At 71.2% G+C, this 13,181-nt stretch carries 12 protein-coding genes; 8 read left to right on the top strand and 4 right to left on the bottom strand.

Annotation, left to right across the window (positions count from 1 at the left end; all coding sequences use genetic code 11):
- Positions 1 to 147: 147 nt before the first annotated feature.
- Together ACFPUZ_RS07880 and ACFPUZ_RS07875 are read left to right on the top strand one after the other, a co-directional pair.
- Positions 148 to 1,224, top strand: a complete 1,077-nt coding sequence (locus tag ACFPUZ_RS07880) for a porin PorA family protein (RefSeq protein WP_377001328.1) — start codon at positions 148 to 150, stop codon at positions 1,222 to 1,224.
- Entirely contained in the window at positions 1,225 to 2,667 is a 1,443-nt protein-coding gene (locus ACFPUZ_RS07875; protein WP_377001326.1) for an MmpA family trehalose lipid delivery protein, read from the top strand. It begins immediately after the preceding gene.
- Here the strand turns inward: ACFPUZ_RS07875 and ACFPUZ_RS07870 are convergent.
- The gene (locus ACFPUZ_RS07870; RefSeq protein ID WP_377001325.1) at positions 2,612 to 3,730 is read right to left on the bottom strand and encodes a glycosyltransferase family 4 protein; all 1,119 of its coding nucleotides are present in this window, start codon (positions 3,728 to 3,730) and stop codon (positions 2,612 to 2,614) included. The two genes, ACFPUZ_RS07875 and ACFPUZ_RS07870, sit on opposite strands and share 56 nt — an antisense overlap.
- 22 nt (positions 3,731 to 3,752) lie before the next feature.
- On the opposite strand from ACFPUZ_RS07870, the gene ACFPUZ_RS07865 reads away from it, so the two are divergent.
- Entirely contained in the window at positions 3,753 to 4,511 is a 759-nt protein-coding gene (locus ACFPUZ_RS07865) for a class I SAM-dependent methyltransferase (RefSeq protein ID WP_377001323.1), read from the top strand.
- Between the two features lie 65 nt (positions 4,512 to 4,576).
- Here the strand turns inward: ACFPUZ_RS07865 and ACFPUZ_RS07860 are convergent, their stop codons facing one another.
- The 3 genes from ACFPUZ_RS07860 to ACFPUZ_RS07850 all read right to left on the bottom strand — a co-directional run bounded on the left by ACFPUZ_RS07860 (position 4,577) and on the right by ACFPUZ_RS07850 (position 7,933).
- A complete protein-coding gene (locus ACFPUZ_RS07860) occupies positions 4,577 to 6,406 on the bottom strand; it encodes a phosphoenolpyruvate carboxykinase (GTP) (RefSeq protein WP_377001321.1) in 1,830 nt (609 codons plus the stop codon).
- A gap of 120 nt (positions 6,407 to 6,526) precedes the next feature.
- A complete protein-coding gene (locus ACFPUZ_RS07855) occupies positions 6,527 to 6,904 on the bottom strand; it encodes a hypothetical protein (protein WP_377001319.1) in 378 nt (125 codons plus the stop codon).
- A complete protein-coding gene (locus ACFPUZ_RS07850) occupies positions 6,905 to 7,933 on the bottom strand; it encodes a hypothetical protein (protein ID WP_377001318.1) in 1,029 nt (342 codons plus the stop codon).
- Between the two features lie 120 nt (positions 7,934 to 8,053).
- Here ACFPUZ_RS07850 and trmB point away from each other — a divergent pair, with 120 nt between their 5' ends.
- From trmB to ACFPUZ_RS07825, 5 genes are read left to right on the top strand one after another with little or no spacing between them, the layout of a single operon-like run.
- The gene (trmB, locus tag ACFPUZ_RS07845; protein WP_377001316.1) at positions 8,054 to 8,824 is read left to right on the top strand and encodes a tRNA (guanosine(46)-N7)-methyltransferase TrmB; all 771 of its coding nucleotides are present in this window, start codon (positions 8,054 to 8,056) and stop codon (positions 8,822 to 8,824) included.
- Between the two features lie 49 nt (positions 8,825 to 8,873).
- Complete coding sequence (locus tag ACFPUZ_RS07840) at positions 8,874 to 9,551, top strand: NYN domain-containing protein (RefSeq protein WP_377001314.1); 678 nt, start codon at positions 8,874 to 8,876, stop codon at positions 9,549 to 9,551.
- Positions 9,552 to 9,562: 11 nt separating this feature from the next.
- The gene (locus ACFPUZ_RS07835; protein ID WP_377001312.1) at positions 9,563 to 11,800 is read left to right on the top strand and encodes an MMPL family transporter; all 2,238 of its coding nucleotides are present in this window, start codon (positions 9,563 to 9,565) and stop codon (positions 11,798 to 11,800) included.
- Between the two features lies 1 nt (position 11,801).
- A complete protein-coding gene (locus ACFPUZ_RS07830) occupies positions 11,802 to 12,731 on the top strand; it encodes a lysylphosphatidylglycerol synthase transmembrane domain-containing protein (RefSeq protein WP_377001310.1) in 930 nt (309 codons plus the stop codon).
- A complete protein-coding gene (locus ACFPUZ_RS07825; protein ID WP_377001308.1) occupies positions 12,728 to 13,084 on the top strand; it encodes a DUF3054 domain-containing protein in 357 nt (118 codons plus the stop codon). The genes ACFPUZ_RS07830 and ACFPUZ_RS07825 overlap by 4 nt, the downstream gene beginning before the upstream one ends.
- Positions 13,085 to 13,181 lie beyond the last annotated feature (97 nt).

Genomic DNA, 13,181 nt, shown 5'->3' with positions numbered 1-13,181 from the left:
CCCCGAGGGCCGCGACGGCCCGCAGGCCTTCGAGCCCGGGCAGGTGGCCGGGTTTGTAGACTGTGGAGGAAACGGGAACGGAATCCGCTGCGACAACCACGCGGACCACCTCCTTTCCCGGCGATTTTAACGAAGAGGACCCGAGCCGTGTCACAGAGCTTGTTCCGACGTCGTCCGATCCAGCTGCTGCTGATCGCCGCGTTGCTCTTCGTCCTCTCCTCGGCCGTGCCTCCGGCCGTCATCGCCCTGCTGCGCCCGCTCGACGTCGGGCAGTCGCTGACGTTTTCCACCCGCCCGAACGAGACGATGAGCCTGCTGGCCCCCATCGACGGCTCCCAGGGTATTCCCGCGGCGAACCGGGACCGGCCCGAATGCCAGGGTTCCACCCCGCTGCCGGCCTCGTACGCCTGTTATGTGCTCACCGTGCCCTCCCGCCAGGTCACCGCGCTGACCACCAGTGAGTCCGACACCGCGGACGCCGTCCAGGCGGATGCGGTCATCCAGGTGCGCTTCGGCGAGGACGTCCTCACGGAGATGCACGATTCCGTGCTTCTCGACGCCCGCTCGACCTTCCCCGTCGGCACCCCGGTCAGCCAGATGAGCATCTCGGTGCCGGACCTGGCCAGCGGCATGGCCTCCGAACCCTTCGTCCGGGAGGGGCTGCAGTACTTCTTCCCCTTCCCCACCGCCCGGCAGTCCTACCCCTGGTTCGACATGACCGCCCAGGAGCCGCTGCTGCTCGACTACGTCGGTGAGACCGAGCACCACGGGGTGGAGACCTTCGAGTTCCACCACCGCCTCGACGACCGGCACATGGACCGCACCTCCTCCCGCGCCATCAGCATGCCCGCCGAGGTCAACGGCCTGCTCGACCACCTCGCCGACTCCGCGGTCGGGATCCCCAGTTATGCGGTGGACCGCCGCGTGTGGGTGGAGCCGGAGACCGGCACCATCATCGACATCCGCGCCGAGTACCACCTCTTTTTCGCCGCGGGCGAGGAGGAGACCACCCACCGTTCCTTCGCCCCGGACCCCGCTTACACGATCTACCACACCGTCTCGGAATGGGACGACGCCACCATCGCGCAGCAGAGCGCGGAGGCCTCCTCGGTGCTGACGACGCTGCGCAGCCTGCAGATCCTCGCCGTGCTGGGCAAGGCGCTGGCGCTGCTCGCCGCGCTGTGGGCGGTCGTCCTGCTGCTGCGCGAGCGCCGGAGCCGCTAGGTGCCCCGGCTGCACTGGGCGCCGCTGTGGGCCGGGATCCTCATCGGCGCCCTGCTGTGGCCGCTGCTGTGGCCCGGACAGCTCGCCTTGCGCGACATGCTCGTCCTCGATTCCCCGGCCCTGTCCGCCGGGGCGCTGGGCACGGGTGACCTGCCGGGCCGCAACGTCCCCCAGGACGGCCTCCTGGCGCTGCTGGGTCAGGTGGTGCCCGCCTCCTGGGTGGCGCGCCTGCTGCTCGTCGCGGGCGCCGCGGCCGGGGCGTATGGCGCGGTGCTGCTCGCCCGCCTCCAGGGGGCGGGGCGGGTGCCGACACTCGCCGCCCTCACCGTCGCACTGTGGAATCCCTTCACCGTGGAGCGCCTCCTCCAGGGGCACTGGTCGCTGGTCATCGCGGCGTGGCTGCTCCCGCTCATCGCCGCCGCCGGGCTGACGGGGCGCACGAACCTGCAGTGGATCGCCCTGTGGGCCGCCTCGCTCACCCCCACCGGCGCCCTGCTCGCGCTGCTCACCGGAGTGGGCACCGCGCGCCACCGCGTGTCCACCCTGGCCTTCGGGCTGGCCTGCTGCCTGCCGTGGCTGCTCCCCGGCCTGCTGCGTGGCGACGCCGCGGCCAGCGCCGCCTCCGTCGCCGCCTTCGCCCCCCGCGCCGAGGCCGGCGCCACCACGGCCGGTTCTCTCCTCGGGCTGGGCGGAATCTGGAACGCCGCGGCCGTCCCCGCCTCCCGCGAGCTCGGTTTCGCGCTCTGCGGGGTGCTCCTGTTCGCGGTGCTGCTCACCCGGGCGCGCCGGGTGCCGCGCGCGCTGCTGTTCATCGCGGGGCTCGGTCTCGGCGGGGCGCTGCTCGCCTGGCTGTGGCCCGAGGCGCTGACCTGGGTGGTGGCGCACGTCCCCGGCGCGGGGCTGCTGCGCGACGCCAGCAAGTTCAGCGCCCTCGCGCTGCCCGCCTACGTGGCCGCCGCGGCCGCCCTCACCCACCGCTGGGCGGCGGGCGCCCTGGCCCTGGCGCTGCTGCAGGTGCCGGACGCCCCGCTGGCGTTGGCCCCGCTGGCCCCCCAGGAGATCACCGTGGACGCCTCCCTGGTGGAGCGCGCCGCCGGGCGGGACGTCCTGCTGGTCGACACCCCGCCGCTCGCCCGCCGGGCCGACGGCACCGTCATCATCCACCCCCTCAGCAAGGCCCTGTCCACGGTGGAATCAGGGGCGCTGGTCGTCGACGGGGTCGTGGTCGATGCCCCCACCCCCCGCTGGACCGCCTCCCAGGAGGCGTGGGAGGAGCGGGACCTGGAGCGCCTCGCCGAGCTCGGCGTGGGGCTGATCGTCGCCGAGGGGGAGGTCACCGAGACCACCGCCGCACCGCGCTCCCGCACCCTCGGACTGACGCTGCTCCTCAGCTGGCTGGCGCTGCCACTCGCTCCAGCAGTGCGGCGAAGCGTGCGCCGGTGAGCTCCCAGGAGTAGCCCCGGGCGCGCTCGCGGGCGGCTGCGCCGAGGCGGGCGCGGAGCTCCGGGGCGTCGAGAAGCCGCGCGGTGCACACGGTGAGTTCGGCGGGGGTGTCCACGAGCACGCCGGTCTCCCCGTCGACGATGGAGTCCCGCAGGCCGCCGGCCGAGCGGTAGCCGAGGGTGGGTACCGCGTGCTGCGCGGCCTCCATGACCGCCAGCCCCCAGCCCTCCTTGCGGGAGGGCATGAGGTGCACGTCGGCGCGGGCCAGGAGGGCGTGCTTGTAGTCCTCGGTGACCTGGCCGTGGAAGATGACGCGGTCGCTCACCCCCCGCCGACGCGCGTGCTCCCGCAGCCGCTCCTCCCACCAGCCGGAGCCGATGACGTCGAGGACCAGCTCGCGGTCCCGCAGCGCGGCGACCACGTCGATGGCGTGCTCGATCTGCTTGTGCGGCACGAGCCGGCTGAGCGTGACCAGGTGGGTCGTGCCTGCGGCGCGGCGCAGCTGCGGCACCTCCGCCGGCACGGGATCGACGCCATTGCCGATGATCTCGATGCTCTCCTCCGCCACCCCCAGGCCGATCAGCTCCGCCTTCGAGGACTCCGAGACCGTCACATAGGGCGCGCCCCGGTACACCCGCGGCGCCACCTGCGACTCCAGGAACCAGCCCACCCGAGAAAGCAGCGCCCCGGCCACCGGCCACTGCTCGCGGTGGCAGTGGTGGGTGAGCAGCACCGTCGGGGCGTTGCTCACCAGGCGGGCGAAGAAGGGGATGCCGTTCTGGGTGTCCACCACCACGTCGATGTCCCCGAGGGTGCCCACCCCGACCCGCCCCAGCAGGATCCCGAACCAGGCCCGCGGGTACACCGAGAACTTCCCGCCGGAACGTGAATAGCGCACCCCGTTGCGGCGGCTGCGCCGGGGCGCGTCGGTGTGCCCGGCGGTGCGGTAGACCACCTCGTGCCCCCGGCGCGCCAGGTACTCCCCGACGCGCTCGAGGTAGCGTTCGGAGCCCCCGCCCTGCGGGTGGGTCGAATCGCGCCAGCACAACAGAAGGATCTTCATCGTCCGGACTAGCCTACAGGGTGTGTTCCGCCGTACCCGCCGTCTCGCGACCCTCGCCCGTTCCTGGTCCCTGCTGCGCTCCCTCCGCTTCGAGCAGGCGGATCCGGCGCGTTTCTACCGGCCGTTGGCCGAGGACACCGCAGCGCTTCTCGACGCCCTCAGCACCGACACCACCCGCACCCCCCTGTCCGGGCGCTCGGTGCTCGACGTCGGCGGCGGACCCGGCTACTTCGCCGCGGCCTTCGCCGCGCGGGGCGCCTGGTACGTGCCTGTGGAACCCTCCGTGGGGGAGATGGCCGCCGCCGGGATCACCGTGCCGGGCGCGGTGCGCGGCGACGGCCAGGAGCTGCCTTTCGCCGCCGACTCCTTCGACCTCGTCTACTCCTCCAACGTCGCCGAGCACGTCCCCGCCCCCTGGGACATGGGCGCCGAGATGCTGCGCGTCACCCGCCCCGGCGGGCTGGTGGTGCTCAGCTACACCGTGTGGCTGGGTCCTTTCGGAGGGCACGAGACCGGTATCTGGGAGCACTACGTGGGTGGGGAGTTCGCGCGGCGTCGATACGCGACCCGTCACGGCCGGGACCCGAAGAACGTGTGGGGCGAGTCGCTGTTCGCGGTCTCGGCCGCGGCGGGCCTGCGCTGGGCCCGGGAGGTGGAGGGGGCGCGGCTGCTGCTGGCCTTCCCCCGCTACCACCCGTCGTGGGCGTGGTGGCTGGTGCGCGTGCCGGGGCTGCGGGAGTTCCTCGTGTCCAACCTCGTGGTGGTCCTGCGGAAGGACTGAAAAAACACTCCACCCCCCAGGGACCGGAGTCGACCTGGGGGGTGGAAGTTCAGACGCGGGACGAACTAGCTCTTGTTCGCCTCGATGCGCTCCTTGAGCTTACCCAGCTGCTCGTGGATCTCGGTGGGAACACGCGGGCCAAGGAAGGCGAGGTACTCCTCGTCATCGGCGACGTCGCGGGCCCAGTCGGCGGCGGGGGCGGACAGGGCCTCCTTGATGTCCTCGAGCGGGGTGTCCAGACCGGTGAGGTCCAGGTCCTCGACGCGGGCGGTCTGACCGGCGACGGTCTCCTCGGCGCCGACCTTGCCCTCGATGCGGTCGATGACCCACTTGAGCACGCGGGAGTTGTCACCGAAGCCCGGCCACAGGAAGCGGCCGTCCTCGCCGCGGCGGAACCAGTTGACCAGGAAGATCTCCGGCATGCGGTCGCCGCCGTCCTTGCCCATGTCGATCCAGTGCTGCAGGTAGTCACCGGCGTTGTAGCCCATGAACGGCAGCATGGCCATCGGGTCGTGGCGCAGGGAACCGACCTTGGCCTCCGCGGAGGCGGCGGTCTGACCGGAAGCCATGGTGGCGCCGATGAAGGTGCCGTGCTCCCAGTCGTAGGCCTGGGTGACCAGCGGGACGGTGTCGGCGCGGCGGCCACCGAAGAGGATGGCGTCGATCTTGACACCCTGCGGGTCGTTGTACTCCGGCGCGGCGGCCGGGCTCTGCTCGATGGCGACGCAGTAGCGGGAGTTCGGGTGCGCGGCCTTGGTGCCGGACTCCGGGGTCCAGTCGTTGCCCAGCCAGTCGATGAGGTGGGCCGGCTTCTCGCCGTCCATGCCCTCCCACCAGATGTCTCCGTCGTCGGTCAGCGCGACGTTGGTGAACAGGGTGTTGCCCGGCTCCATGGTCTCCATGGCGATCGGGTTGGAGGCGTAGTTGGTGCCCGGGGCGACACCGAAGAAACCGTTCTCCGGGTTGACGGCGTAGAGGCCGTCCTCGCGCAGCTTGAGCCAGGCGATGTCGTCGCCGACGACCTCGGCGGTCCAGCCCTCGATGGTCGGGGTGATCATGGCGAGGTTGGTCTTACCGCAGGCGGACGGGAAGGCGGCCGCGATGTGGTAGCTCTTGCCCTCCGGGGAGTTGAGCTTGAGGATGAGCATGTGCTCGGCCATCCAGCCCTCCTCCTTCGCCATGACGGAGGCGATACGCAGGGCGTAGCACTTCTTGGCCAGGATGGCGTTACCGCCGTAACCGGAACCGTAGGACCAGATCTCCTTGGTCTCCGGGAAGTGGGTGATGTACTTGGTGTCGTTGCACGGCCACGCGACATCCTCCTGGCCCGGCTCCAGCGGGGCGCCGACGGAGTGGAGGGCGTGGACGAAATCGCCGTTGGTGCCGATCTTGGCCAGGGCCTCGGCGCCCATGCGGGTCATGATGCGCATGGAGAGGACGACGTAGGCGGAGTCGGTGAGCTGCACGCCCAGCTTCGGATCCGGATCGGTGATCGGGCCCATGCAGAACGGGACGACGTACATCGTGCGGCCCTTCATGGAGCCGCGGAAGACCTCGGTCATCTCCTTCTTCATCTCGGCCGGGTCGGCCCAGTTGTTGGTGACGCCGGCGTCCTCCTCCTTCTCGGAGCAGATGAAGGTGCGGGACTCGACGCGGGCGACGTCGTCCGGGTTGGAGCGCGCGAGGAAGCTGTTGGGGCGCTTCTCCTCGTTGAGACGGATGAGGGTGCCTGCCTCGACCAGCTCCGCGGTGAGGCGGTCCCACTCGTCCTGGGAGCCGTCAGCGAAGACGACCTTCTCCGGCTGGAAGAGCTCGACGGCCTCGGCAATCCAGGAGAGGAGCTTCTCGTTGTCGGTCGGGGCCGGGCCGACGAGGCCCTTGATCTCGGTGGTCATATGTTCTCCTGACGTTTGCGATACTCGGCAGAGTTTCCTCTTTACAGGTTATCCATTAAATCGCTCTCACGGCGGCCCCACCGGCTAAGCGAGTAGTGTCACATGTCATAACCAGGCCCTTTATCCGTGTTCGATCCGATGCCACCCGGTCTTTTCCGGTGATTCCCCGGGCGTGGCGTGCACACTTTCGGGGGTGGCTTCCCCGGCCAATCCCCACGCGGCCGCTGCCTCGCGGGGCGGATTCCCGGGGTCAGACACGGCCAACCCCCAGGCCGCCCGGTGCGGGTCGGCGGTGAAGACGTCGAAACCCCCGTCCGCGTGGACGGAGGAAATGTGGTCGATGATGCCGTCGCCGTCGAGGTCCGCGTAGACGCTCGTGCCGCCGGCGTCGGCGAGGGTGACGGCCTCCCCGGCCTCCCCGGCGAGGAGGAACTGGTCATCACCGAGCTCCAGACGCAGCTCCCCGCCGCCGTCGAGTCCTTCCAGTCCGTGGAACATCTACATCTCCTTCGCCAGTTGTCTACGCACCCACCGGGTCGGGGCGCGCGGGACGGCGCGCAGGCGGGCGTTCTCCTCCCGGAGCCACGCCCGCCGTGCTTCTCGACGCCCCGTCCACCACCGCATCCCGCCCACCGTCAGCGCCGCTCCCACCCCGACCGCCGGGCCGACCTGTGCGGCGGCCAGCCCGGCGAGGGCCCCGAACACCAGCGCCTGCGCGATGACCTCCCAGAACACCGGCGGCTGCCCCGGGTCCCCGGGGCGGCGGCGCTCGAGGAGGTCGATCGCCCGCAGCCACGTCCCGGGGCGCGGATCGGGCAGGGTGGGCGGGCGCCGCAGGGCGCGCTGGCAGGCCCGGGACCACGACTCCCCGGCGGGGACGAGGGTGCCCGGGACGTCTGCCGGCAGCGGCGCGGTGGACACCAGCCGCCCGGCGCGGCGGGCCGCGTCCCGCAGGGTGGGGTGATCGGCCGGGCTCCACCCGCCGGGCGGGGCCACGGCGAGGACGACGTCGACGTGCGGATCCCCGCTGACGATCTCGCAGCCCGGCAGCGCCACCTCCACCGGGTGCGGGCTGATCACCGCCACGCGGGGGCGGGGACGCGGCGCCGGGGCGGGCCCGGCGATGTCCAGCAGCGCCGGGGCGACCGCCGGGTGCCGGGCGGCCAGGGCGCGGAGCTCGCCGGCGAGGAGGGGGACGCGGGCGTCGATAAGCGGCAGCTCGGGCATGACCTCCGGCAGGGCGGGCAGAACGAGGACGGCCGGCGGGCCGGCCTGCAGGCGGGAGCGCACGGCCGCGGGCAGCGGTCCGGGGTGGAGGAACACGACGATGTCGACGCCCGCCGCCAGCCCCGGCCACGTGACGGTGACCTCCCGCACCGGCCAGGGCGGCAGGGGGACGGGGCCGGCGAGGGTGCAGGCGCCGACGCGCGGGGGGCCGGTGAGATCGAGCAGGACACGCCGCAGGTGCAGTCCCACCGGGCACCCGAAGTCCCGCGCCTGCGCCCAGTCGGCCGCGCGGATGAACATGTCCGGAGTCTCCACCGCTCCCCCCTGAGTCAATGCGCCCATGATCACCCGGCACAACCTCCCCCGCAACCGGAGGCCGGAAAATTGAAGTTTGCCCATCACAGGGGGAGAATATGAGCAATGTCTATTTCTGATTTCCCCGATGACCAGCGACCCCTCGGCGACCTGCCGGCCGGCCGCCCCCTGCAGACCGATTTCGGCGACGACGGACGCGCCTACCCGCGCCTCGGCGCGGTGAGTTTCCGCCGCGGCACGCTCACCGACAACCAGGAGAAGATGTGGGAGGAGAACTGGCCCCGCCTGGGCCGCGTCCTCGCCGATGAACGCATCGACCTGGAGGAATGGTTCGGCCGCTCCGGTGCACGCACGATCCTGGAGATCGGCTCCGGCACCGGCACCTCCACCGCCGCGATGGCCCCGCTGGAGGCCGACACCAACATCATCGCCGTCGAACTGTACAAGCCCGGGCTGGCGAAGCTGCTCGGTGCGGTGGTGCGCGGTGGTATCGACAACATCCGCATGGTGCGCGGCGACGGCGTCGAGGTGCTCGCCCGGATGCTGCCGGAGGCCTCCCTCGACGGGGTCCGCATCTTCTTCCCGGACCCGTGGCCGAAGGCCCGCCACCACAAGCGGCGGCTCATTCAGACGGGCACCCTGCACCTCATCGCCACCCGCCTCAAGCCGGGGGGCGTGCTCCACGTCGCCACCGACCACGCGGGCTACGCCGAGTGGATCAGCGAGCTCGTCCACTCCGAGCCGCTCCTGGAGTACCGGGAGTGGCCGTGGGCGGAGTGCCCGCAGCTGGTGGACCGCCAGGTGATCACCAAGTTCGAGGGCAAGGGTCTGGACAAGGACCACACCATCACCGAGTTCCTGTGGCAGCGCCGTTAATTCCTGATTTCTCCCCCTATCTCCATATAGCACCGAAATGAGTCCCCCCGTGAGCGATCTGCACGAATCCACCCATCACTACGGCGCGCAGGAGGCCCCCGGGCCGGAGAACCTGCTGCTCGTCTGGGACGCCCCCAACCTGGACATGGGCCTGGGCGCCATCCTCGGCGGCCGGCCCACCGCCGCCTTCCGCCCGCGTTTCGACGCCATCGGCCGCTGGCTGCTCACCCGCGCCGGGCAGCTCAGCCAGGAGGCGGGCCGCCGGGTCGAGGCGGAGGCCACCGTGTTCACCAACGTCACGCCGGGTGGCGCGGATGTCATCCGGCCGTGGGTGGAGGCGCTGCGCAACGTCGGTTTCGCCGTGTTCGCCAAGCCGAAGACGGACGAGGACTCCGACGTCGACCCGGACATGCTGGCGCACATCCGGCGTCGGCACGCGGAGGGCGTGCTGCGCGGCCTCGTCGTCGCCTCCGCCGACGGACAGAACTTCAAGGAGACCCTCGAGGAACTGGCCGCCGAGGGGCTGCCGGTCACCGTCATCGGCTTCCACGAGCACGCCTCGTGGGCCGTCGCCTCCGAGACGATCGAGTTCGTCGATCTGGAGGAGATCACCGGCGTGTTCCGGGAGCCGCTCCCCCGCATCAGCCTCGACCAGCTGCCCGACGAGGGTGCCTGGCTGCAGCCCTTCCGCCCGCTGTCGGCGCTGCTCGCCGGTCGCCACCACTAGGAGCGCCGCCCATGTTCGAGAAGTGGGGACATTTCTCCCACCGGCACCGTCGCATCGTGCCGCTCATCGTCATCGCCGCCATCCTGGCGGTGTACGCCATCTTCGGCACCCAGCTGGCCGAGCGCATGAGCCAGGAGGGCTGGGACGACCCCGGCTCCAGCTCCACGGCGGCCGCGCACATCGAGCAGGAGGTCTTCGGCCGGGACAACTCCGGCGACGTCATCCTGCTCTTCGAGTCGCCTGCCGGCCGCAGCCTCAACGACCCGGCGACCTTCGGCGCCATCGCCTCCCACCTGGAGGAGCTGAAGACCCGGCACCCCTCGGAGATCTCGCACATCACGAGTTACTTCGACACCCGCAACGCGCAGCTGATCAACGACGACGGGACCCGCGCCTTCGCCGCCATCGGCCTGCGCGGCGACGGGGAACAGACCCTGCGTGATTTCCGCGCCATCGAGGACTCCCTGGTCGCCGACCTGCCCGGCGAGGTGCAGACCCGCGTGGCGGGGGCCACGGCCGTCGCGGACTCCCTCGACGACGGCATGGCCGGGGACATCGTCCGCGCCGAGGTCATCGCCCTGCCGGTGGTGGCCGTCCTGCTGCTCTTCGTCTTCGGTTCGGCGGTGGCGGCGTTCATGCCGCTCATCGTCGGTGTGCTCTCCATCGCGGGCTCCCTCGGCGTGCTCTCCGTGCTGGCCGGCCTCACCCAGGTCAACGTCTTCGCCCAGTCCGTGGTGACCCTGCTGGGTCTGGGCCTGGCGATCGATTACGGGCTGTTCATGGTCTCCCGTTTCCGGGAGGAGCTGGACAAGGGCTCCACCGTCCGCGACGCGGTGGGCACCACGACGGCCACGGCCGGCAAGACGGTGGTGTTCTCCGCGGCGATGGTGGCGGTGGCCCTCTCCGGCCTGCTGGTGTTCCCGCAGGCCTTCCTCAAGTCGGTGGCCTACGGGGCGATCTCCGCTGTGGGCCTGGCGGCGCTGCTCTCCGTGACGGTGCTGCCCGCACTCTTCGGCCTGCTCGGGCACCGGATCGACATGTGGACCGTGCGCCGCACCAAGCGCACCGCCCGCCGCCTCGAGGACACCGTCTGGTTCCGCATCCCCGGCTGGGCGATGAAGCACGCCAAGCTGGTCACCATCGGCGTCGCCGGGGTGCTCATCGCGCTCACCCTGCCCCTGGCGGGCGTGAAGTTCGGCGGCATCAACGAGACCTACCTCCCCCCGAGCAACGAGGTCCGCGTCGCGCAGGACGACTTCAACGCCACCTTCCCGGCCTTCCGCACGGAGCCCGTGAAGCTGGTGGTCACCGACGCCACCGAGCAGCAGCTGGTGGACATCTTCGTGCAGGTCCGCGACATCGAGGGCCTCAGCTCCCGCTTCACCCCGGACCACGGCACCGTGGACGGGACGACGGTGCTCTCGGCGGGCATCATCGACCGCGATCTCAACGGCGCGGTCGTCGATCAGCTGCGGGCCCTCGACGTGCCGGAGGGGGTGAGCGTCCACATCGGCGGCACCCCGGCCATGGAGATCGAGTCCATCGAGGCACTGCTGGAGCGGCTGCCGTGGATGGCGCTGTACATCGTCGTGGCCACCTTCCTCCTCATGGCCCTGGTGTTCGGCTCCCTCATCCTGCCCGCCAAGGCGATCATCATGACGATCCTCGGGCTGGGCACCACCCTCGGCATCCTCACCGCCATGTTCGTCGGCGGCGTCGGGGCGGGGCTGTTCCACTTCACCCCGGGCCCCCTCATGTCGCCGGTGCTGGTGCTCATCGTGGCCATCGTCTACGGCCTGTCGACGGACTACGAGGTCTTCCTCGTCTCCCGCATGGTGGAGGCCCGCGACCGGGGTCTGTCCACCGACGACGCCATCCGCTACGGCACGGCGCAGACGGGGTCGATCATCACCGCGGCCGCGCTCATCATGATCGTCGTGGCCGGCGCCTTCGGATTCTCCGACATCGTCATGATGAAGTACATCGCCTTCGGCATGATCTTCGCCCTGGCCATCGACGCCACCATCATCCGCATGCTGCTGGTCCCCGCCGTCATGCACCTGCTGCGCGAGGACAACTGGTGGGCCCCGGGCTTCGTCAAGAAGGCCTACGCGAAGATGGGCCACGGGGAGGTCGTCGATACGCCGGAGGACGAGGCCGCCCGCGGCGGCCGGACCGCGGCGCAGGACGGCGAGCTCATCCCCTTCCCGGAGCTCATGGCCCGCCTCGCGGCCGACCGGGACCGCTAGCATGTGGCGTTGGGTACGGTGGCTTGCGCCGCTGGCGGTGCTCATCGTGCTCGCCGTGCTCTTCCGCGACCAGCTGCCCTTCCTCGGCGAGGGCGCGCGCCGGCTCCGCGACGCCGCGCCCGGCGGCGTCCTCGCCGCCATCCTCGCCGCCCTCGTGTCCATCCTCGCCATGGCCGAGGTCATGCGCCTGCTTCTCGACGCCGGCGGCACCCGCATCCCCCTCCGCCACACCGCCGTGATCACCCTGGCCTCCAACTCCTGGTCCACCTCCCTGCCGGGCGGGCCCGCCTTCTCGGCGGTGCTCACCTATCAGATGCAGCGGTCCTGGGGCGCCAGCCGCCTGCTGTGCGGCTGGTTCTTCGTGCTCAGCTCCGCGGTGTCGACGATGTGGCTCGTCGTCATCGGCCTGGCCGGGGTGTTCTTCCTCGGCGCCGACGTCAACGTGTGGTCGCTCCTGCTCACCCTCGCGCTCACCGCCGCCCTCTCCGGCGGCCTGTGGTGGGCGAGCAACCACCCCGCGAAGCTGAGCGCTCTCACCAGCCGGCTCCCCGTGGGCGAGCTCGGGTCCGTCCGCCTCAGCCCGGGCCGTTTCGCCCTGGTGGCGGGGTGGTCGCTGCTCAACCGGGCAGCCGACGTGCTCACCCTCTACCTCTGCGTGTGGGCCGTGACCGGTTCCGCCCCGGCCGTGGCCGGCGTGCTGCTGGCCTACACCACCGCCAAGATCGCCGGTTCCGCGCAGGTCACCCCGGGTGGGCTGGGGACGGTGGAGGCGGCGATCATCGCCACCCTCGTCGCCGCGGGCATGACGGCGGTCGACGCGACCGGCGCCGCCCTCGTCTACCGGCTCGTGTCCTTCGCCCTCATCACCGCCCTCGGCTGGGTGCTCTACTTCTGGTACCAGGCACGCCACGGATTAGGGTGGAGGGCATGACACGGCCCGCCGCACTGCTCAGCGACATCGTCGCCATCGCCCTCTTCGCCCTCCTCGCCCGCATCGCGCACCAGACGGAGGAGATGCCCCTCAACGTCGCCGGCTGGCTGTCGACGTGGTGGCCCTTCCTGGTGGGCGTCCTGGTGTCGTGGGCGTTCATCCTCGGCCTCAAGCTCGACGCGCACCGCCCCTTCCCCGCCGGGGTGCTCACCTGGGCGATCACCGTCATCACCGGGCTGGGGATCTGGGCCTTCCGCCATGGCGCGTTGCCGCACTGGTCCTTCATTCTCGTGGCCACCCTCATGTCGGGGCTGCTGCTGCTCGGCTGGCGTGCCGTCGCGCGCCGCTTCTGACCCCGGGAAGCAGAAACCGCCTCCCCACCGTGCGGTGGGGAGGCGGTGACCGGTCGTCGACCTAGCCCTTGAAGTGGGCGATCTGGTTGACGATCAT

The sequence above is a fragment of the Corynebacterium nasicanis genome (assembly GCF_042658165.1).
Taxonomy (GTDB): domain Bacteria; phylum Actinomycetota; class Actinomycetes; order Mycobacteriales; family Mycobacteriaceae; genus Corynebacterium; species Corynebacterium nasicanis.
The sequence above is the reverse complement of the archived record's forward strand: the minus strand, read 5'-3'. Positions and strand labels throughout refer to the sequence as shown.

Coding starts and splice junctions, on each gene's coding strand:
- ACFPUZ_RS07825 (WP_377001308.1), top strand. CDS start 12,728: ATGACACGGCCCGCCGCACTGCTCAGCGACATCGTCGCCATCGCCCTC.
- ACFPUZ_RS07870 (WP_377001325.1), bottom strand. CDS start 3,730: ATGAAGATCCTTCTGTTGTGCTGGCGCGATTCGACCCACCCGCAGGGC.
- ACFPUZ_RS07835 (WP_377001312.1), top strand. CDS start 9,563: ATGTTCGAGAAGTGGGGACATTTCTCCCACCGGCACCGTCGCATCGTG.
- ACFPUZ_RS07850 (WP_377001318.1), bottom strand. CDS start 7,933: ATGTTCATCCGCGCGGCCGACTGGGCGCAGGCGCGGGACTTCGGGTGC.
- trmB (WP_377001316.1), top strand. CDS start 8,054: ATGTCTATTTCTGATTTCCCCGATGACCAGCGACCCCTCGGCGACCTG.
- ACFPUZ_RS07830 (WP_377001310.1), top strand. CDS start 11,802: ATGTGGCGTTGGGTACGGTGGCTTGCGCCGCTGGCGGTGCTCATCGTG.
- ACFPUZ_RS07860 (WP_377001321.1), bottom strand. CDS start 6,406: ATGACCACCGAGATCAAGGGCCTCGTCGGCCCGGCCCCGACCGACAAC.
- ACFPUZ_RS07855 (WP_377001319.1), bottom strand. CDS start 6,904: ATGTTCCACGGACTGGAAGGACTCGACGGCGGCGGGGAGCTGCGTCTG.